Annotated in this window: 17 protein-coding genes; 6 read left to right on the forward strand and 11 right to left on the reverse strand. The window is 70.5% G+C overall.

Annotation, left to right across the window (positions count from 1 at the left end):
* Window positions 1–125: 125 nt before the first annotated feature.
* Genes ASF22_RS03530 through ASF22_RS03540 form a run of 3 tightly spaced genes read right to left on the reverse strand, consistent with a single transcriptional unit; the run spans window position 126 to window position 2063 of the window.
* Window positions 126–1256: a beta-ketoacyl-ACP synthase gene (locus ASF22_RS03530; protein WP_056261501.1), complete on the reverse strand. Its 1131-nt coding sequence runs from the start codon at window positions 1254–1256 to the stop codon at window positions 126–128.
* On the reverse strand, window positions 1253–1738 hold the full coding sequence (locus ASF22_RS03535) for a 3-hydroxyacyl-ACP dehydratase FabZ family protein (protein ID WP_056261505.1): 486 nt from the start codon (window positions 1736–1738) through the stop codon (window positions 1253–1255). Before ASF22_RS03535 ends, ASF22_RS03530 begins: the two co-directional genes overlap by 4 nt.
* A 19-nt stretch (window positions 1739–1757) precedes the next feature.
* Window positions 1758–2063, reverse strand: coding sequence for an acyl carrier protein (locus tag ASF22_RS03540; RefSeq protein ID WP_056095482.1), 306 nt, complete (start codon window positions 2061–2063; stop codon window positions 1758–1760).
* A gap of 310 nt (window positions 2064–2373) precedes the next feature.
* On the opposite strand from ASF22_RS03540, the gene ASF22_RS03545 reads away from it, so the two are divergent.
* Window positions 2374–3480 (forward strand): AI-2E family transporter, encoded by a 1107-nt coding sequence (locus ASF22_RS03545; RefSeq protein WP_082483491.1) that lies wholly within the window; start codon window positions 2374–2376, stop codon window positions 3478–3480.
* A gap of 67 nt (window positions 3481–3547) precedes the next feature.
* Here the strand turns inward: ASF22_RS03545 and acnA are convergent, their stop codons facing one another.
* The 3 genes from acnA to ASF22_RS22795 all read right to left on the reverse strand — a co-directional run bounded on the left by acnA (window position 3548) and on the right by ASF22_RS22795 (window position 6964).
* A complete protein-coding gene (gene acnA, locus ASF22_RS03550; RefSeq protein WP_056261648.1) occupies window positions 3548–6253 on the reverse strand; it encodes an aconitate hydratase AcnA in 2706 nt (901 codons plus the stop codon).
* 251 nt (window positions 6254–6504) lie between these two features.
* Window positions 6505–6663: a DUF2283 domain-containing protein gene (locus tag ASF22_RS03555; protein WP_244473010.1), complete on the reverse strand. Its 159-nt coding sequence runs from the start codon at window positions 6661–6663 to the stop codon at window positions 6505–6507.
* A gap of 22 nt (window positions 6664–6685) precedes the next feature.
* Window positions 6686–6964 carry a DUF4258 domain-containing protein gene (locus ASF22_RS22795; RefSeq protein ID WP_082483492.1) on the reverse strand — a complete coding sequence of 93 codons (279 nt, stop codon included), beginning with the start codon at window positions 6962–6964 and terminating at the stop codon, window positions 6686–6688.
* Window positions 6965–7281: 317 nt separating this feature from the next.
* Between ASF22_RS22795 and ccmA the strand changes: the two genes are divergently transcribed.
* The 4 genes from ccmA to ASF22_RS03575 all read left to right on the forward strand — a co-directional run bounded on the left by ccmA (window position 7282) and on the right by ASF22_RS03575 (window position 10219).
* Complete coding sequence (gene ccmA, locus ASF22_RS03560; RefSeq protein ID WP_056261511.1) at window positions 7282–7950, forward strand: heme ABC exporter ATP-binding protein CcmA; 669 nt, start codon at window positions 7282–7284, stop codon at window positions 7948–7950.
* Window positions 7950–8615, forward strand: coding sequence for a heme exporter protein CcmB (gene ccmB / locus ASF22_RS03565; protein WP_200918861.1), 666 nt, complete (start codon window positions 7950–7952; stop codon window positions 8613–8615). The genes ccmA and ccmB overlap by 1 nt, the downstream gene beginning before the upstream one ends.
* 128 nt (window positions 8616–8743) lie before the next feature.
* Window positions 8744–9601, forward strand: a complete 858-nt coding sequence (locus tag ASF22_RS03570) for an SDR family oxidoreductase (protein ID WP_056261514.1) — start codon at window positions 8744–8746, stop codon at window positions 9599–9601.
* A gap of 252 nt (window positions 9602–9853) precedes the next feature.
* Window positions 9854–10219: a cytochrome c family protein gene (locus ASF22_RS03575; protein WP_056175331.1), complete on the forward strand. Its 366-nt coding sequence runs from the start codon at window positions 9854–9856 to the stop codon at window positions 10217–10219.
* Window positions 10220–10271: 52 nt separating this feature from the next.
* Here the strand turns inward: ASF22_RS03575 and ASF22_RS03580 are convergent, their stop codons facing one another.
* Genes ASF22_RS03580 through ASF22_RS03590 form a run of 3 tightly spaced genes read right to left on the reverse strand, consistent with a single transcriptional unit; the run spans window position 10272 to window position 13756 of the window.
* Window positions 10272–11465 (reverse strand): L-dopachrome tautomerase-related protein, encoded by a 1194-nt coding sequence (locus tag ASF22_RS03580; protein ID WP_056261517.1) that lies wholly within the window; start codon window positions 11463–11465, stop codon window positions 10272–10274.
* A gap of 33 nt (window positions 11466–11498) precedes the next feature.
* Window positions 11499–12476, reverse strand: coding sequence for an SMP-30/gluconolactonase/LRE family protein (locus tag ASF22_RS03585; protein ID WP_056261520.1), 978 nt, complete (start codon window positions 12474–12476; stop codon window positions 11499–11501).
* 59 nt (window positions 12477–12535) lie between these two features.
* On the reverse strand, window positions 12536–13756 hold the full coding sequence (locus ASF22_RS03590; protein WP_056261522.1) for an L-dopachrome tautomerase-related protein: 1221 nt from the start codon (window positions 13754–13756) through the stop codon (window positions 12536–12538).
* Window positions 13757–14325: 569 nt separating this feature from the next.
* Between ASF22_RS03590 and ASF22_RS03595 the strand changes: the two genes are divergently transcribed.
* Window positions 14326–15795: a PAS domain-containing methyl-accepting chemotaxis protein gene (locus ASF22_RS03595; RefSeq protein ID WP_056261525.1), complete on the forward strand. Its 1470-nt coding sequence runs from the start codon at window positions 14326–14328 to the stop codon at window positions 15793–15795.
* 42 nt (window positions 15796–15837) lie between these two features.
* Here the strand turns inward: ASF22_RS03595 and ASF22_RS03600 are convergent, their stop codons facing one another.
* Both ASF22_RS03600 and ASF22_RS03605 read right to left on the reverse strand, forming a co-directional pair.
* Entirely contained in the window at window positions 15838–16743 is a 906-nt protein-coding gene (locus ASF22_RS03600) for a DNA-binding response regulator (RefSeq protein ID WP_056175345.1), read from the reverse strand.
* Window positions 16736–20239, reverse strand: coding sequence for an ATP-binding protein (locus ASF22_RS03605; protein WP_082483493.1), 3504 nt, complete (start codon window positions 20237–20239; stop codon window positions 16736–16738). Before ASF22_RS03605 ends, ASF22_RS03600 begins: the two co-directional genes overlap by 8 nt.
* Window positions 20240–20329: the final 90 nt, after the last annotated feature.

Consider the following 20329-nt stretch of genomic DNA (forward strand, 5'->3'; position numbering starts at 1 on the left):
GTGCGAACTCTCCGAAAGGGTCACACACCTCACCCTGTCCCTCTCCTTCCAGGAGAGGGGACCTGCGCTGCCCGAGAGAACTCTGAACCCTGGCAGCCACTCGGGTGAAATCCCAGTGCCGTCCATCAGGCCGCACAGACGCGGAGTACGCCCTCGCCGCGGCGGTGGCCGATGGTGGTGACGGCGACCTCGCGGGCCCGACCCTGCGCCACCAGCCCGGCCGCCAGGGCCGCGCCGAAGGGCGCCGTCACTTCGAGCGTGTGGCCGGTGACGTCGCCGAGCGCCGTCACGGGGATGCCGGGCGCGAGGCGGCCGAGGGCCGCGCCCTCCTCCGCCGTGATCCCGCCGACGCCCGTGGCGCCGGAGAGGACGTGGTCGGGGGCCTCGAATCCGGCGTCGCGCCACAGGGTCTCGACGCTCCGCGCCGTGGCGCCGGGGGCGCGGCGGGTGCGGTCGCTGTGCACCGGCATGAGCCGGGCGAGCGCCTTCGCGCCGCGGGCGCGAGCGTGATCCGCCGATTCGAGGACCAGGAAGGCGGCGCCGCTGCCGAGGATGAACCCGCCCTCCCCTTCGCTCTCTCGGGAGAACACCGGGCGGAAGGGTTTGGCGCGCAGGTATCCGCCCATCTCGTGGACCACCATCACGTCCGGCCGCTCGGCGCTGTAGGAGCCGCCCACGAGCATGCAGTCGACCTGGCCCGAGGCGATGCGGGCCTGGGCGATGCGCAGGGCATCGGTGCCGGCGGCCTCCTCGCCCATGAAGGTGCGGGACGCGCCCGTGACCCCGTGCACGATGGCGATGTTGCCGGCGAGCAGGTTCGAGAGCTGGGCGAGGAACAGGGTCGGGCGCAGGTCGTTGAGCAGGCGCTCGTTGAGGTAGGCGCCCGGGTCCGCGGCGTCGCGAAGCCCCGTCAGGATCGCCCCGTCCACCTCCGTGTCGCGTTCGCCGCCACCGCAGGCCACGACGAGGTGCATGGCGCCCTTCAGGGCCGCGTTGCCCTTCAGGCCCGCCGAATCGAGGGCGAGGCCGGCGGCGTAGACGCCGAGGCGCTGCCACGGCTCCATCTGGCGCTGGTCGGATTTTTTCGGGATCTGCCCGTCCAGCGCCAGCGGCGCCACGGGATGCACCGTGTAGGGGGCGAAGCGCTCGGTGTCCGTCCGGGCCGGGGCGCCGGCGTCCAGGGCGTCGAGATGGGCCGCGATGCCCTCGCCCGCGCAGGAGACGAGACCGAGGCCGGTGACGACGACGTCGTTCATGCTGGCTCCGGTTCCGTCGTGAGCCCCGCGAGAGCCAGGAGGCCGATCCGCTGCGCCCGCGCCCGCATGGGCGCGTCGAGGCCGTCGGGGAACGGCATGGTGCGGAAGCGCAGTTCGGCGTTGCAGAGCGGCTTGCCGTCGTGCCGGATGGCCGCCTTGGTCACGGCGTAGCCCGAGCCGTCATGCTCCAGGCTCGCCTCCACGGCGAGCTCGGCGCCGGGCCCGACGAAGGCGCGGAACCGCGCCTTGTCCACGCCCATGAGGAACGGCATCTGGCGGAAGTCGAGATGGGCCAGGATGAGGTAGCCCGAGGCCTGCGCCATAGTCTCGGTGAGCAGCACGCCCGGCACCAGGGGGTGGCCGGGGAAGTGCCCCTCGAAGACTGGGCTCTCCAGGGGCACCCGAGCCATGGCCTCGATCCGGCCGGCGGCCCGGTCGAGGACCGTGACCGCGTCGATCATCTCGAAATATTCGAGCCGCATGGCTGAGGTTCCGGCGGCTTCAGGAGGCTTTGGCGGCCTTCTCGGCCACGAGGGCGTCGATGCGGGCGCAGAGGTTCTTCAGGACGAAGTATTCCTCGGCCGGGACCTTGCCCTCGTTGACCTCCTGGGTCCAGCGCTCGAGGGGCAGCTTGATCCCGAAGGCCTTGTCCACCGCGAAGGCGATGTCGAGGAAGGCGAGGCTGTCGATGCCGAGATCGTCGATGGCGTGGCTCTCCGGCGTGATGGTGTCGCGCGGGATGTCGGCGGTGTCGGCGATGATTTCCGCGACGCGGTCGAAGGTGGCGGTCTGGGTCAGGTCGGACATGCGTTCTCGCCGTGTTTGCTGGATATCCCGCCGCCCCGTTCCGCGCCGACGTGGGGCGGACCTCGAGGCCGGCCCATGATGCCCGGTGCCCCCGGTCGCGCAGCATGCCCTGCCGGACGACGCCGCGCGCCGTCCCCGAAAGATGAAGGCGGTCCCTTACACGAGGGGGGTAGACCGGGCAACCGTGCCGCTTGTCCGGGGCGGCCTCCGGATCGTGAGCGCGGGGTCATTCCGCACACGGCGTCGGCGGCCTAGATGAGGGCCCGGCCGTCCGCCGCGGGCGCCGCCGTCCTCCGAGGCTTTCCCATCCATGCCCCTTCCCCCTCGCACCGCCGATCCGGCGCCGGCTCCCCCTCCGCCCGGTGCCCTGACGCCGCGGGCGCAGGGCGTCGCCCGCATCCTCCTCGTGGTGGGCCTCGCCGCCCTCGGGCTCTGGGTGCTGCACCCGTTCCTGCCGGCCCTGGCCTGGGCGGTGATCCTCGCCATCGCCCTGTGGCCCCTCTACGCCCGGGCCGAGGGGCGCTGGCCGCCGGGACGGCACAACCTGCTGCTGCCGAGCCTGTTCACCCTGGGGGTCGCCCTGGTGTTCCTCCTGCCCCTGGTGGTGCTCGGCATCGAGGCGGCACGCGAGGCGCACGACGTCGTCGCCCTGGCGCGTTCGGCCGAACAGACCGGCCTGCCGGTGCCGGAGGTTCTTTCGCGCGTTCCCTTCGGCGCACAGGCGAGTGCGTGGTGGGCGGCGAACCTCAGCCATCCGCAGGCGGGCGCCGACCTCCTGCACCACCTCGACAAGTCCACCGCGCTGGGCCTGTCGCGCAGCCTCGGGGCGCAGATCGTCCGGCGCAGCGTGCTGTTCGGCTTCAGCCTCGTCGCCCTGTTCTTCCTGTTCCGGGACGGGAAGCTCGTGACCGCCCAGGTGCTCACGGCGAGCGCCCGCCTGTTCGGCCCGCGCGGCGAGCGGGTCGCCCGCCAGATGGTGGCGTCGGTCCACGGCACCGTGGACGGCCTCGTCCTCGTCGGCCTCGGCGTGGGCGTGGTTCTGGGGATCGTCTACTATTTCGCCGGCGTGCCGCACCCGGTGCTGCTCGGCGCGCTGACCGCGGTGGCGGCCATGATCCCGTTCGGCGCGCCCCTGGTCTTCGGCGCCGCCGCCCTGGTGCTCCTCGCCGCCGGCTCGGTGGCTCCGGCGGCGGTGGTGGTGGTGGCGGGCTTCGTCGTCACCTTCGCGGCCGATCACTTCGTCCGCCCCGCCCTCATCGGCGGCACGACGCAACTGCCGTTCCTCTGGGTGCTGCTGGGAATCTTGGGCGGCGTCGAGACCTTCGGGCTGCTGGGGCTGTTCCTCGGCCCGGCCGTGATGGCGGCGCTGATCCTGCTGTGGCGGGAGTTCACGGGCGGAGACGCGCAGGCGGCCTGAAGTCCTCCGACGAAAAAGGCCCCGTCCTTGCGGGCGGGGCCTTCGTTCATCGGAGGGCTTGCCGATCCTACGCCGCGAGCGAGCGCAGCACGTACGGCAGAATCCCGCCATTCCGATAATACTCGAGCTCGTCGAGGGTATCGATCCGGCAGGTCAGCGGGACGTCGCGCTTGGTGCCGTCGGCGGCGGTGATCTGGGCCACCAGGGTCTGGCGCGGCTTGAGGTCGCCCGAGAGGCCGAGGATCGTCACGGTCTCGTCGCCCTCAAGGCCGAGGGTCTCCCAGCTCGTGTCGCCCTGGAACACCAGGGGCACGATGCCCATGCCGACGAGGTTCGAGCGGTGGATGCGCTCGAAGCTCTCGGCCACCACGGCGCGGACGCCCAGCAGCTTGGTGCCCTTCGCCGCCCAGTCGCGCGACGAGCCGGTGCCGTATTCCTTGCCGGCGAACACCACCAGGGGCGTGCCCTCGGCCTGATACTTCTGCGCCGCGTCGTAGATGAACATCCGCTCGCCGGAGGGCTGGAACAGGGTCCAGCCGCCCTCGACCACGGTGCCGGCCTCGTCGCGGACCATCTGGTTCTTGATGCGGATGTTGGCGAAGGTGCCGCGCATCATGACTTCGTGGTTGCCGCGCCGGGTGCCGTACTGGTTGAAGTCCTGCACCCGGACCTGATGCTCCTGCAGGTAGGCGCCCGCCGGCGAGTTCGCCCGGATGTTGCCCGCCGGCGAGATGTGGTCGGTGGTGATGGAATCGAGGAACAGGCCAAGGATGCGGGCGTCGACCACGTCCTCGACGGGGGCCGGGGTCTTGGTCATGCCCTCGAAATAGGGCGGGTTCTGCACGTAGGTGGAGGTCGAATCCCACTTGAAGGTCTCGGCCTCGGTGACCTCGACGGCCTTCCAGTAATCGTCGCCACCGAACACGTCGGCGTAGCGCGACTTGAACAGGGCCGAGGTGATGTTGGCCTCGATGAACTCCGCGACCTCCGCCGTCGAGGGCCAGATGTCCCGGAGGTAGACGGGCTGGCCGTCCGACCCGGTGCCCAGGGGCTCGGTGGCGAGATCGATCTGCATGGAGCCGGCGAGCGCATAGGCGACCACGAGGGGCGGCGAGGCGAGATAGTTCGCCCGGACGTCCGGGTTCACCCGGCCCTCGAAGTTGCGGTTGCCCGAGAGCACGGCGGCGGCCACCACGTCGTTGTCGTTGATGGCCTTCGAGATCGGCGCCGGCAGCGGCCCGGAATTGCCGATGCAGGTGGTGCAGCCGAAGCCGACGAGGTTGAAGCCCAGCGCGTCCAGCGGCTGCTGCAGGCCGGCGCTCTCGAGGTACTCGGCCACCACCTGGGAGCCGGGGGCCAGCGAGGTCTTCACCCAGGGCTTCGAGCGCAGGCCCTTGGCCACGGCGTTGCGGGCGAGGAGGCCCGCGCCGATCATCACGCTCGGGTTCGAGGTGTTGGTGCAGCTCGTGATGGCGGCGATGACCACGTCGCCGTGGCCGATGTCGAAGTTGGCGCCCTCCACCGGGTAGCGCGTGGCGATGTCGGCGGCGCGCTTGAACTCCGTCTCCATGGAGCCGGCGAAACCGGGTTTGGCCGCATCGAGGAGCACCCGGTCCTGCGGGCGCTTGGGGCCGGCCAGCGACGGACGCACGTCGCTCATGTCGAGCTCCAGGGTGTCGGTGAACACCGGGTCCGGGGTTTGGGCGTCGCGCCACATCCCCTGCGCCTTGGCGTAGGCCTCGACCAGGGCGATGCGCTCGTCCGTGCGGCTGGTGACGGTGAGGAAGTCGATGGTCTTCCGGTCGATGGGGAAGAAGCCGCAGGTGGCGCCGTATTCGGGGGCCATGTTGGAGATGGTGGCGCGGTCGGCCACCGCCATGTCGTCGAGGCCGGGGCCGTAGAACTCCACGAACTTGCCGACCACGCCCTTCTTGCGCAGCATCTGCGTGACCGTGAGCACGAGGTCGGTGGCGGTGGTGCCCTCGGGGAGCTTGCCCGACAGCTTGAAGCCGACGACCTCGGGGATCAGCATCGATAGGGGCTGGCCCAGCATGGCGGCCTCGGCCTCGATGCCGCCGACGCCCCAGCCCAGCACGGCGAGACCGTTGACCATGGTGGTGTGCGAATCGGTGCCGACGAGGCTGTCCGGGTATGCGACCGGGAAGGAATCGCCGTCGCCCTGCTTCGTCCAGACCGTCTGCGACAGGTATTCCAGGTTCACTTGGTGGCAGATGCCGGTGCCGGGCGGGACCACCGAGAAATTGTCGAAGGCCGACTGGCCCCACTTCAGGAAGGTGTAGCGCTCGCCGTTGCGCGAGTATTCCAGCGCCACGTTGTCGGCGAGAGCCTTGGGGGTGCCGAACTCGTCGACGATGACCGAGTGGTCGATAACGAGGTCGACGGGCACCAGGGGGTTGATCTTCTGGGGGTCGCCGCCCAGCGCCACCATGGCGTCGCGCATGGCGGCGAGATCCACCACGGCGGGCACGCCGGTGAAGTCCTGCATCAGCACGCGGGCGGGCCGGAAGGCGATCTCGGTCTCGGTCTTGCCGAGGTTGCCCAGCCACGCGACGGTGGCGGAGATGTCGTCCTTCTTCACCGAACGGTTGTCCTCGAACCGCAGCAGGTTCTCGAGGATCACCTTCATGGAGAACGGCAGGGCGGTGGCGTCGGCCAGGCCCGCCTTCTCGGCATGGGGAATCGAGTAGTAGGTGTAGGACTTGTCCCCGACGGTGAGGGTCTGGCGGGACTGGAAGCTGTCGAGCGATGCCACGGCGTTGATGATCCTCGCGAGCGGTTGGTCGAACACGCGCAGGCATAACCTGCGCCACGAAAGCTGTGCTCGGCTGGGTGCGCTGGAATGCGCGCGCCGCTCCGGGGGTGCCCGGACAGGTTGTTGCGCGAAGGACGGTTTGGACGCCCTGAGACTCGCGCGGCGCAGCCTGACGCCCGTATAGAACACTTCGAAACTGGCCGCTACCGGTGGGCTGACAGAGCGGTGGGTCTGTCGTCGGCGGGAGGGGGCTACGCCGCGGCGAGGTGCGCGAAATCCGCGCCTTCGGCCACGTGTTCGGAAGCGTCGAGGATCTCGATCCCGACGACACGTCCGGCGGCATCGAAATCGAGCATGATGCCCGGACGCACTTCCTCGCTCCCGACGATCGTGGCGTCGGCGAGCTGCACGTAGAGTGCGTCCGCCTCACGGTCATACCGGGATTTCATGCGTGCCGGGCCCCCGCCCACGATCGAGGAATTCTGTGATCACGTGAAAGGTTGAGGCCGAGCGTATCACATAAACGACGCGAAGCACGCGGCCGTCCCGTTCGGGCAATGCGCGGAAGGCCCGCCGTCGATCCGGATGCAAAGGATCGGGCTCCACGGCATCCGGGGTCAGGATCGTCCGCTCCACCCAAGCCTCATCCAGGGCACGCAGGGCGATCTGGTCCCGTGCGTGTTGGGCGTAGGTGATGGTCGAAGCAGGCATGACACCCCTGTGTGAACGATCGCGCGCCTCGGTCGAGGAAAGCCCATTCGTTCACGCTCCACAACGGATTCTCGGCAAAAGCACGTTTCGGTTGTGGGTGGGCGGGCGAAGGCGGATCGCAGACACGAAGGGCCGACGCAGGCGGCGAGGGTCTGACGACCTTTCCGCGCATGGGGTCTCGCCACTGAACGATCCGCGTGCGATGGGCGGGGTGCCGAGCGGTGCGAGGCTCTGAATTTGTCGCATGGACCGGATCGGCGACTGGCGCGACATCGTTCCGTGGCCGGTTCGACGAGGCTCATGATTCAGGACCCCCCGTGCGGCTGACCGCCCAGACCCTCGCTGTCCGCCGCTCCGGCCGCCGCATCTTTTCGGACGTGTCGTTCACGCTCGGCGCGGGCGAGGCCCTGATGGTCACCGGCCGCAACGGTGCGGGCAAGTCGACCCTGCTCGCCGTGCTGGCCGGTCGCCTCAAGCCCGAATCGGGGACGCTCACCGTGCACGAGGTCGGCGAGGCGACCCTGCCCGAGTGCCTGCACGTGGTCGGCCACCGCGACGGCCTGAAGAGCCCGCTGACGGCGGAAGAGAACCTCGCCTTCGCCCGCGATCTCCTGGGCGCGCCCACCGCGAGTCCGCGCGCGGCCCTGGAGGAACTCGGCCTCGGCCACGCGTTGCGGCTACCGGTGGCCTACCTGTCGGCCGGCCAGCGCCGCCGGGTGGCGCTGGCCCGCCTCCTCGTCTGTCGGCGGCCGCTGTGGCTCCTCGACGAGCCGACGGCGGCCCTCGACGTCGCCTCGCAGGCCGTGCTCGCCGGCATGATGGCGCGACACCGGGCGACGGGCGGCCTCGTCATCGCGGCGACCCACCAGGCGCTGGACCTGGAGGGCGCCCGCGAACTGCGCATCGAGGCGGCCAGGAACGAGGCGGCCAGGAGCGAGGCGGCGGCGACGCCGTCCGACGCTGCGACCGGAGACGTGTGGTGGTGATGCGCGCCCTGAAGGCCCTCGTCGCCCGCGACCTCGCGCTCGCCGCCCGGGTCGGCGGCTCGGGGGCGCTCTCCCTCGTATTCTTCCTGATGATCGTCGCCGTGGTGCCGTTCGCGCTGGGGCCCGACCTCAACCTGCTGTCGCGGATCGGGCCGGCCATCCTGTGGCTGGCCGCCGTGCTCGCCACCCTCATCGGCCTCGACCGCCTGTTCCAGGCCGACGAGGAGGACGGCTCCCTCGACCTGATGACCGGCGCGCCCGTGCCCATGGAACTCGTGGTGCTCGCCAAGGTGCTGGCCCACTGGCTCACCACCGGCCTGCCCCTCGCGCTCGCCGCCCCCCTGTTCGGCCTCCTCGTGGCGCTCGACGGCACGGCCATGGCGGCCACCAGCCTGACCCTGCTCGTCGGCACCCCGGCCCTGACCTTCATCGGCGCCGTCGGCTCGGCCCTGACGGCCTCGATCCGGCGCGGCGGCCTCATCCTCGCCGTCCTGGTGCTGCCCCTGATGATCCCGACCCTGATCTTCGGCGTCTCGGCGAGCGAGGCGGCGCTCGGCGGCACGGTGCCGTTCACGACGCCGCTGGCCATCCTCGCCGCCCTCAGCCTCATCGCGGGCGTGGTCGGCACCCTGGCCTCCGCCGCGGCGCTCCGCTGGAGCGAGTGAGCGCAGCGCCGAGACAGCCGTCGCTCGTGTAACGTGGATTGGTGTGACCTTCGGCCCCGCGAACCAGGCCGGGGCAGGGCGCTTGTCCCGTGGACGGCCCCCCGGGGCCCCGAGCGACGAGAGCCCGCATGGTCGATTACCCCAAGCCCCCCTTCCCGCAGCCGCCGATTCCCTATCCGGGCCGGTCCGCCGAGATGACCCCCAAGCCGGATCACGGCGAGGAGAGCTACCGGGGGTCGGGCAAGCTCACCGGAAAGGTCGCGCTCATCACGGGGGGCGACAGCGGCATCGGCCGGGCGGTCGCCATCGCGTATGCCCGCGAAGGCGCCGACATCGCGCTCAGCTACCTCGACGAGCACGACGACGCCCGGGACACCGCCGCCTGGGTCGAGCGCGCCGGCCGCCGCGTGGTTCTGCTGCCGGGCGATGTCGCCGACCACCGCCATTGCGCGGCCCTGGTCGACAAGACCGTTTCCGAGCTCGGCCGCCTCGACATCGTGGTGAACAACGCCGCGTTCCAGAAACTCGCCGACACCCTCGAGGAGATCGAGATCGCCGATTGGGACCGGCACTACGCCGTCAACGTCCACGCGATGTTCTACATCCTCAAGGCCGCCTCGCCGCACCTCAAGGCCGGGGCGTCGATCATCAACACCGCTTCGGTGAACGCCAAGACCCCCGTGGAGCAGCAGCTCGCCTACTCGTCCACCAAGGCGGCCATCACCAACATGACCGCCAACCTCGCCCGGATCCTGGGCGCGCGCGGCATCCGCGCCAACGCGGTGCTGCCGGGGCCGATCTGGACGCCCCTGATCCCCTCGACCATGTACACCGAGCAGGTGGAAAAGTTCGGCTCGATGACCCCCGCCGGACGCCCCGGCCAGCCGGCGGAACTCGCGGGCGCCTACGTGCTCCTCGCCTCCGACGAGGGTAGCTACATGAGCGGCGCCATGATCGCCGTGACGGGCGGCATGGTCACCCTCTGAGGGTTTTCTGCGAGGCCTCTATCGCTCCGGAGCCGGTCGTGGCCGGGCGGTCCGGACATCGGGGCAGGCGGAAATCGCCCGGTGCGCCGTCCGGACGGCCGGGCCGTCCATGATCGGAGAGGCGACACGATCCCGGAACCTGGTGTAATCCCGCCTGGGAACCGACAAGGTGTCGCAGGCCGATGGCCGGCCCTACGTCCGGTCGTCCCGCGCCATAGTTACGAGTCCCTATCCATCGCGATGGGGGAAACCATGAAGCCAATCGTTCTCGGCACGGTCCTGACACTTGCGCTCTCGCTCGGCGCGCATGCGCAGGACATGGGTGACGCCGCGGCGGGCGAGAAGGCGTTCGCCCCCTGCAAGGCCTGCCATCAGGCCGGCAAGAACGGGGTCGGTCCCAATCTCGTCGGTGTCGTCGGACGCGCCGCCGGAACCTACGAGGGCTACAACTACTCCGCCGCCCTCAAGGGCTCGGGTATCACCTGGGACGACGCCAATCTGCACGAGTGGCTGAAGAATCCCAAGGCCAAGGTGCCTGGAACGAAGATGGTCTTCGCCGGCTATCCCGACGACAAGAAGATCAACGACGTCGTCGCCTACCTCAAGACCCTGAAATAGGTACCCTGCCGGCTCCACCCCCGATGGCCGGGAAGGAGCCGGCGTCTCCCCCTCACGCCGGGTCGGCGTCGATCCGGATCTTCAGGATCGCGTAGGGCGGCGCCTGCCGATCGGTCCCGTTGTTGTATTCCGGCCGGCGGTTCACCTGGGCGGCCGAGATGTGGAGCCAGCGGTCGGGGGTGATCCAGAATGTGTCGGCCCAGATCAGGCGCGGGTCGGCGGCCAGGATCTCGACGGTGCCGTCGGGGCTGCGCCGGCCCACCGCGTTGAATTCCTGCAGGGCGAGGTACACCCGGTCCTTCGAATCCGTGGTCAGGCCGCCGGTCATGCCCTTCTCGCCGAGATCCTCGACCCCAGCCGCCACTCCGGCATCGGTGACCTGCGGGTCGAGCAGGGCGGCGGTGTCGACGGCGTAGAGATGCCGGCCGATGAGGGGGGCGTAGTACAGGCGCCGCCCGTCGGGGGAGAGCGCGATGCCGTTGGCGCCGCCCTGGACCGGACGGGGCGGGGCATCGCCCTTGCGCTGGACGACGGCGCGCCCCTCGACGAACTTCGTCAGCCCCTTCTGCGACTTGGTGCTGGCGTGCCCGTGCAGCCGCCGCACCACTCGCCCGGTGGCGAGGTCGACGGCGAGGAGCGCGCCCTCCCCGTCCTGGCCCTGGTCGGTGATGTAGGCGCGGGCGTACCCGTCCCGGATGTCGATGCGCAGGTCGTTGAGGGACGAGGTCGGGGCGATGCCGGATTCCAGCGGCACCACCCGCAGGATGCGGTTGCCGACGATGTCCATCTGCACCAGCTTGGCGCCGCCCTTCACCGGCGGCCCCGAGCCGTCCGGCAGTCCGGCATCGAGGAGCCACAGGGTGTCGTCCCGGTCGAACACGCCGTTGGGGACGTGGAAGAAGCGTGTCTGCGCCTTCTCCGGATCGGGCTGGTTGGTTTCCAGATCGGGATAGGGCCGCACGGCCCCGCCGGGCAGGACCTCGCCCACGGTGTAGGGCACCTTGGCGTCGAAGCGCGGCATCATGATGAAGGCGCGGCCGCCGCGCGCGATGGCGAGGCCCGTCGGCGTCGAGGGCGCATCGGCCACGAAGGCGAGTTCGAGGCCCGCTGGCGTCCGGTCCGTCGTCACGGCACCGGTTTTTGACTCGTGAGCGCCGGATTCGGATTTCGCCGTCGCACCGGAGGCGGACAGCAGAGCGGCCCCGGTGAGGCCGGCGGCGAGGAGGTCGCGTCGGGCGAGGGTCATGATGGGTCTCGGGTGTTCGAAGGGGATGAGAGCTCAGCCGTGGGCGGCGCCGCGGACCCGGAGGTCGATGGCCAGGATGGCGGGGCCGGACGCGATGAAGAGGCGGCGGCCGTCGGGGCCGCCGAAGGTGACGTTGGCGGCATCCGTGGCTGTGGCGATGCGGCCGAGGCGCCGTCCGTCCGGCGTGTAGACCCGGACGCCGTCGCCGCACGCGGCGTAGACACGCCCGTCCGCATCCACCGCGAGCCCATCGGGCACGCCCGCGTCCAGGGTGGCGAAGGTGTTCGGGGGCCCGAGCGTGCGCCCGTTCTCGACGGGGAACGCCAGGATGGCGCGGGCGCCTTCGGGGTTGAGGGAGGCGCCGGTCTCGCTGACGTAGAGGCGGCGCCCGTCCGGACTGAAGGCGAGGCCGTTGGGCTGGTCGAGGGCGTCGCTCATGCCCGTGAGCGTGCCGTCGGGGTCGATGCGATAGACCCGCCGCGCGGCCTGCGCCGGTTCGCGCACGATGCCCTCGTCCGGCATGGAGATGCCGAAGATCGGATCGGTGAACCAGAGTGCGCCGTCGGGCGCCAACGCCACGTCGTTGGGCGAGTTCAGGGGCTGCCCCCCGTAACGGTCGGCCAGGACCGTGAGGGACCCGTCGGCCTCGGCCCGCACCACGCGCCGGCCCCGGTGCTCGCAGGTCACCAGGCGTCCCTTGGCGTCGAGGGTGTTGCCGTTGGCGTTGTCGGACGGGTCGCGGAAGGTTCTGGTCTTCCCGTCGTCGCCGATGAGCAACATCCGGTTGGACCGCACGTCGCTGAAGACCAGGCCGCCGAGGTGACGCGCGTAGCATGGCCCCTCGCACCAGCGTCCCTCGGAATACAGGGCGGTGAGGCGCGCGTCGCGATCGACCACGGCCGCAAAGTCCGGATCGTCGACGTGCAGGACCGGTGCGGCGGCCGCTTCGCGCGGCATCGCCGTCAGGGCGAGGCCGAGGGCGGCCCGGCCGAGGAAGGTACGTCGGTGCATCGTCGCCCTGGGTTCGAGGAAGCGGCGGGCGGCCCCGTGAGGCCGCCCGGTCGTCGGGGTCAGCGCGCCGGCCGGGTGGAGCCGGTGGCGTCCGGGGCGGCGGGCTTGAAGCTCCAGAGGTCCGTCGGCAAGGCCGCCGGCGCGTCGGGCATGTAGAAGGCCGAATCCTGGATTCGCGAGGTGGTGACGTAGAGGGTTCCGTCCGGGCCCTCCGCGAAGGTGTCGGGCCAGCGCAGGCGCGCGTCCTTGATCAGGGTGGCGGTCGCGCCGCCCTTGGCGGAAAGGTCGCGTACCTTGATGGAATCGTCCTGGGGCGAGGTGATGTACATCCGCCCATTCGTCCGGGAAATGATCAGCCCGTCCGCCGGGCCGTTCTCGCCCACGGTCTCGATCTTGCCCGAGAGGCTCTTGTCGGCGAGCGCCGTCGGCATCAGGGCCGTGGTGACGCCCTCCGCCAGGGCTTCCGTCGGCAGGCTGTAGAGGGTCTTGCCCTTGATCGCCTGCCAATAGAGGGTCCGGCCGTCGGGCGAGAGGGCGATGCCGTCGGCCGCGAACTCGACGCCGCGCCCGTCCGGCCGGCGCAGAGGCTTGCCGTCGTAGGTCACGGTCACGCCCTTGTCCGCTTGCGTCGAGGGATCGCCGTCGAGGACGCGGCGGGCCTTGCCGCTGGCGAGGTCCACCACCACGAGGGCGCCCTTGGCCCCCGAATCCGTGAGGTAGGCGGTCCCGCCATCGGGCGAGAAGCGCACGTCGTTGAGATAGGAGCCCTGCGGCGCCACCGTCTCGTCGAACGCGATGGTGCGGGCCGGCTGGTTCGTCCGGAGGTCGATCTCGACGAGCTTCGCGCCGCCCGGCACCAGGGCGCCCATGGCGGGGGCGGCGGGATCGAGGACCCAGAGGTTGCCGTCCGGGCTCGCGACCACACTCTGCACGCAGACCCAATGATCCTTGGCCGAGACCTCGTCCTTCTTCGCGTTGCGCCAGGAATTCCAGGCGGCATCGGGGAACGGCACCACCTTGCCGTCCTTCACCTCGGCGACGGACACCTCGGTGTCCTCGGTCCATCGCGGAAAATTGACGAAGATCCGGCCGTCCTTCGACACGGTGACGCCGGTGACCTGATGCTCGAAGCTCGCGACCTTCGTCAGCGCATCTCCGGCCGGCACGTTGCCGGTCGGCGTGCCCCCGAGGGCCGGTTGCGCGCGGGCGGGAGATCCGCCCAGAGCCGTACCCACGGCGAGGGCGGTCAGGAGAGAAGTAGCGGTCGTGTGTCGGGTCATTGCGATCTCACGGGGCGGAAAGGCTCGGGATTCGTGACGACAACGCACGCACCCGCGGCCAAGCTTCATCCCGGCCGAAACCTCGTCCCGTCCGCTCGTCTGGGGTGCGGCGAACGGGCGCCGGATGTCGCAACCGTCCGGTGTCGAGGGATCGCCGAGGACGGCGACGGATCTCGCCGGGTCGGCGTTGGTAGTCGATGGTCCTTCGCCGCGAGGCCTTGCCAGAAGCCAATGACCACTTCGGCGAAGAGGCTAACGGTCCGGACCGCGACACGGGCCGACCGAGCGGATCTACTGTGCTTTCGACCTGTATGTGGGAATGGATGCGCTGCCGTCCGGCCTGATCGACTATGTTCCGCTATCATTTGATCTTATCTCAAGATAACCCGAACTCTTATTTGAGGATCATCGGATAACGTATTCGTGATCAATAATTCGCGTGGCAGGCGAGTGTCCGCGACGATCAGACATTGGAAAATGTCTTTGGCGATTGAGGGATTATTAAGCGCAACTTGCCATACGGGTCCTGCACGCGCTGGGGGTATTCCAGCCCAGAGGGAGAAACCGAGATGTTTGATTCCGGCAGTCGCGCCACGCTCGATGCGATCGATCGTTCGCAGGCGCGGATCGAGTTCGATCTGAAGGGTGCGGTGCTGGACGCGAACGGGCTGTTCCTCGACCTGCTCGAATATCCCCTCGCCGAGGTCCGGGGCCGGCATCACAGCCTGTTCGTCTCGCCCCAGGAGCGGGAGAGCCCGGCCTACGAGACGTTCTGGGCGGCCCTGCGTGCCGGTCAGTTCCAGGCGCGCGAGTTCATGCGGACCACGAAGAGCGGTCGCGAGATCTGGATCCAGGCGTCCTACAATCCGGTCCTGAACCGGGCCGGCAAGGTGGTGAAGGTGGTCAAGATCGCCACCGACATCACGGCCCAGAAGCAGCGCATCGCTTCCTACGAGGGGCAGATCGCGGCGATCAACCGCTCGCAGGCCGTGATCCACTTCACCCCCGACGGGGTGGTCACCGACGCCAACGCGAACTTCCTCGACGCCCTCGGCTACCGCCTCGACGAGATCAAGGGACGCCACCACAGCCTGTTCGTCTCCCCCGAGGAGCGCGACGGTCCGGCCTATGCCGGGTTCTGGCGCAGCCTGGCCGGGGGCGAGGCCCATTCGGGCGAATTCCGCCGGTTCGCCAAGGGCGGCCGCGAGGTCTGGATCCACGGGGCCTACAATCCGATCCTGGGGGCCGACGGCAAACCCTACGCGGTGGTGAAGTTCGCCAACGACGTCACGGCCCAGGTGAACGATCGCAACCGCCGCCGCGACGGCCAGCGCCTCATCGACAACGACCTCGCCCTCATCACCGATGCGATCTCCGGCGTGAGCCGTCAGGCGGCATCCACGGCCGAGGCCGCGGCGCAGACATCCGGCAACGTCCAGGCCGTGGCGGCCGGGGCCGAGGAGTTCTCGTCCTCCATCGAGGAGCTGAGCCGGCACGCCGTCGAGGCCAAGGGCGCGGCCGACGAGGCCGTGGCCCGGGCGGGCGAGGCCGGGACCATCATCTCCGGGCTCACCGCCTCGGCCGAGAAGATCGGCGAGGTCGTCACGGTGATCCGCTCCATCGCCGACCAGACCAACCTGCTGGCGTTGAACGCCACCATCGAGGCGGCGCGGGCCGGCGAGGCGGGCCGGGGCTTCGCCGTCGTCGCCGCGGAGGTGAAGGCGCTGGCCAACCAGTCGTCCCGCGCCACGGAGGAGATCGGCACACAGATCGCGGCGGTGCAGGCCTCGACGAACCGGGCCGTGCACGCCATCGAGGCCATCGGCCGGACCATCGGGCATCTCAGCGAGATCTCCCTCAGCGTCTCGTCGGCGGTGACCGAGCAGGCCGCGGTCACCCGCGACATGTCGGTGAACATGCAGAACGCGGCCCAGAGCGTCGAGCTCGTCCGCCAGACCATGGACGGCATCGCCCGGGCGGCCCACGACGTCGACGCCTCCGTCCAGGCGGTCAGCGGCGCGGCGCGCGCCCTGGCGTGACGATCCGGAGCGGCAGCCCCTCCGGGTGCGCCGCCGCTCCGCTCACCCCAGATCCTGCAGGTGGCGCGCGGCGATGAGCGAGGCCGCTGTGCGGTTCTCGACGCCGAGCTTGGCGTAGATCCCCTCGAGGTGCTTCGTCACCGTGCGCGGGCTCAGGCCCAGGATCTCGCCGATGTCGCGGCTGGCCTTGCCGCGCGACAGCCACAGCAGCACCTCGGCCTCCCGCCCGGTCACGGGCAGGCGCGCGCGCAGGCGCTCGATCCCGGCCTCCACGGGGTCGCGGGCGAGGCGCAGCAGGATCTCGTCGCCCGTGCCGCCGATGAAGCTCAGGGTGTGGGCGACGCCGTCGCGGTCGGTCAGGGTCAGGGGCGCCGAGACCGTTCCGGCGACGGAGCCCCGCAGCCAGTCCCGCCCCTGCGGCGGCAGGCCGCCCGCGCCCGGGTCGCCGAAGCCCGCGAGCAGGCGCGCCGCCTGGGGGGTCGACCACAGCACTGCCCCCTGCCCGTCCACCGCGAACAGGGTGCGGCCGGTGGTGTCGAGGGCCGCGCGCGCGCTCTGGGCCGCCCGGGCGCCCGCGAGGTGCACCCGGATGCGCGCCAGGATCTCGTCCGGCGCGATGGGCTTCGTCACGTAGTCGACGCCCCCCGCCTCCAGGCCCTTCACGATGTGCTCGGTCTCCGACAGGCCGGTCATGAAGATCACCGGCACGTGGGCGAGATGACCCTTGGCCTTGAGGTGGCGGCAGGTCTCGAACCCGTCCATGCCGGGCATCACCGCGTCGAGAAGGATGATGTCGGGGGTGATCTCGTCGACCAGCGCCAGGGCGAGGTCGCCCGCCACCGCCACGAGCACCGTGGCGCCCGAGCGCTCGATGGCGTCGGTGAGGAAGCTCAGGGTGTCGGGGGAATCGTCGACCACGAGGACGATGTCGCGCTGGGGCTCACGCATGGCCGGCGGGCTCCGGCTCGGGCGCCGTCGCGGGCGTGTCTTCGTTCACTGACCCGTGCTGGGCCGCGGGCGCTTCCTGAGCCGCAGGCGCTTGCCGGGCCGCGGGCGTGTCCTGGGCCGCGGGCGCTTGCCGCAGTGCTTCGAGCACGCTCATGACGCGGCGCAGATCGTAGGCCGCCACGAGGCCGCGCATCCGCGCCAGGAACACGGACGGCGGATCGGGCTCCTCCGCCATCCGCGCGAGCTTGGCTTCCAGGCCGCGGACGTGGCCGATCCGGGCGAGGCGCAGGAGATCCGCCACGGCGTCCGGCCGGGGCGGCGGGCCCGCTTCGTCCGCGGCGGCGGGCGGCGTGTCGGACGCGGGCGCCGGGTCCGGCGCGCTCCAGGCGAGGCCGAGCAGACCGGTGACGATCTCCAGAAAATCGCGAAGGTCGAACGGCTTGGCGATGATGGCGTCGTGGGGCGCGTCGTGCCCGCGCGACGGGCTGATCTCGTGGACGTTGGCCGACATCATGGCGATCCGGGCGGTCTGGCCGGCCTCACGCAAGGCCCTGGCCAGGACCCAGCCGGTCATGCCCGGCATGGCGATGTCGAGGAGGAACAGATCGGGCGGATGCCGGGCGGCGAGGTCGAGGCAGGCGGGGCCGTCGGCAACCTCGATCACGATGAGCCCGAGGGGTTCGAGGATGTCGCGCATGAGGCCGCGATGGGCGGCGTCGTCGTCGGCGACCAGGATGGTGCGGCGCGCACCCGTGTAGGTCCGCGGCACCGCGGACGCCTGGGCCGCCAGCCGCACGGGTTTCGGCCGCGCCACGGAGGCGAGCATGAGGCGCAGGCGAAAGCAGGTGCCCTGCCCCACCGTGCTCTCCACGGTGATCTCCCCGCCCATGATCTGGGCCAGCAGGTGCGCGATGGTGAGCCCGAGGCCGGTGCCCGGGGTGGTCAGCGCCGCCGCCATGGAGCCGCGCTCGAACGGCTCGAACACCCGCTGCAGATCGTCGGCCGGAATGCCGAGGCCGGTGTCGCGAATCGTGAACACCGCGATCTGGCTGCGATAGGCGAGGTCGAGGGCGACGTGTCCCTTCGGCGTGAACTTCACGGCGTTCGACAGGAGGTTGAGCAGGATCTGGCGCAGGCGCTTCTCGTCGGTGGCCACCACCACCGGCAGGGTGTCCGGCCGGGTGAAGCGGAACTCGAGGCCGGCGCCCTCGGCCTGGAGGCGGATCATGTCGCCGATCTGATCGAGGAAATCCGAGAGCCTGATTTCATCGCGATGAATCTGCAGGCGTCCCGCCTCCATGCGGGAGATGTCGAGGAGCCCGTCGATGAGCCCCGACAGGTGCTGGGCCGAGCGCCGGATCACCCGGATGCCGTTCTGGCGCGGCGCCGGGATGGAAGGATCGCCCTCCAGCAATTGCGCGTAGCCCAGCACCGCGTTCAGCGGCGTGCGCAGTTCGTGGCTGATGCCGACCACGTAGCGGCTTTTCGCGAGGTTCGCCGCCTCGGCCGCCTCCTTGGCCTGCTGGAGCTTCAGGTCGGTGATCTTATGGGCGGCGATCTCGGCTTGGTAGAGCCCGGTCTGGCGGGCGGTCTCCTCCAGGGCGACGTGGCGGCTCTCCTGGGCGAGCACGAACAGCCACGCGACGATGCCGAGGATCACGATGAGGATGAGGAACACGGAGGTGAGCGCGGCGGCCAGCATGTCCCGGTGCTCGGGGTGCTCCGAGACCGCGCCCGCATGGACGATGCCGAGGATCAGCGCTACGGCGCTGACCAGTGTGAGCATCAGGGCGAGGTAGCGCCCGAGCGGTGCGCCGATCCAGATCGCCGTGCGGGCCGGCAGGACGCGTGCGAGGACGCCCTGCGCCTGGGCATCGAGGCGACCGTGCGGCTTGCACAGGTCGCCGCAGCGGGCATCGAGGGAGCAGCACAGGGAGCAGATCGCCCCGCCATAGGCCGGGCACTCGGCCATGTCCTCGGGCTCGAACGGATGCTCGCACACCCGGCAGGTGATGGCGGCCGCACCGTTCCAGTCGGTTTTCGGGGTTCGCGCGAGGTAGTAGCGCCCGCCCGTGCCCCACGCGATGGCGGGGGCGGCGGCGAAGGCGACGACGAGGGCCAGCATCGGGCCGAACGGCGTGAGCGTGACGCCGAGCCAGCCGAGATGCGCGGCGAAGCCAGCGCCCATGGACAGGGCCATGGCACCCGTGCCGACGGGGTTGATGGCGTAGAGGTGCGCCCGCTTGAACTCGATGCCGGGGGGCGACAGGCCCAGCGGCTTGTTCACCGCGAGATCGGCGCTGAGCGCCCCGACCCAGGCCGAGACCACCACCGCGTAGAGGCTGAGGGTGCTGGCCAGGGTCTTGTCGATGCCGAGTTCCATGAGCAGGAGCGCGATGGCGACGTTGAACACCAGCCAGACCACGCGCCCCGGATGGCTGTGGGTGAGGCGGGAGAAGAAGTTCGACCACGCGATGGAGCCCGCATAGGCGTTGGTGACGTTGATCTTGATCTGCGAGACCACGACGAACACGGTCATCAGGGCGATGGCCCAGGGGCCCGGCGCGACCACGTAGCCGAAGGCGATCGTGTACATCTGCGTCGGTTCCGCCGCCCGGTCGGCCGGCACACCGTGGCGCAGGGCCAGGATGGCGAGGAACGAGCCGAGCAGGATCTTGAGGAAGCCCGGGACGATCCAGCCCGCCCCCGCACCGAGCACGGCGGCCCACCAGCGGCGCTTCCCGCCGGGTTCCATCGCGGGGACGAATCGCAAAAAGTCGACCTGCTCGCCGACCTGCGCCAGGAGGGCGAGCAGGATGCCGGTGGCGAGGCCGAATCGGGCGAGATCGAACCCGCCGGCACCGGTTTCCCCGGCATGGCCGAGCCACTCGCCCACGGGCGCCCCGCCCTGCCAGACGATGCAGGCGAGCGGCAGCAGGTTGAGGACGATCCACAGGGGCTGGGTCCAGATCTGGAACCGGCTGATGAGGGTGATGCCGTAGATCACCAGCGGAATCACCGCCACCGCGCTGACGAGGTAGCCGAGCGCCAGGGGCAGGCCGAAGCACAGTTGCAGGGCCATCGCCATGATGGCCGCCTCGATGGCGAAGAACAGGAACGTGAAGCTCGCATAGACCAGCGAGGTCACCGTCGAGCCGATATAGCCGAAGCCCGCGCCCCGGGTGAGGAGGTCGATGTCCACGCCGTAGCGGGCCGCGTAGGCGCAGATCGGCACGGCGGTGGCGAAGATGATGAGCGCCACCACCACGAGGGCCGCGAGGGTGTTGGTGAAGCCGAGGGCGAGCACCAGAGTGCCGCCGATGGCCTCCAGCGCCAGGAACGACACGGAGCCCAGCGCCGTCTGCGCCACCCGCAGGCCCGACCAGCGCCGCGCCGCCTTGGCGGTGAAGCGCAGGGCGTAGTCCTCCAGCGTCTCGTCGGCGACGAAGCGGTTGTAGTCGCGCCGGATCGGCAGGATGCGCTGGTGCTGGGGCATGGGTCGGCACGAGGGTAGCACGCGCGAACCCTGTTCCCGAGGCGGGGTGAGCCGCATCGCTTGGCTTCGATTCGCGCGTGCGTTCGATGC

Origin of the sequence: Methylobacterium sp. Leaf87, assembly GCF_001422775.1 — a bacterium.
Taxonomy (GTDB): domain Bacteria; phylum Pseudomonadota; class Alphaproteobacteria; order Rhizobiales; family Beijerinckiaceae; genus Methylobacterium.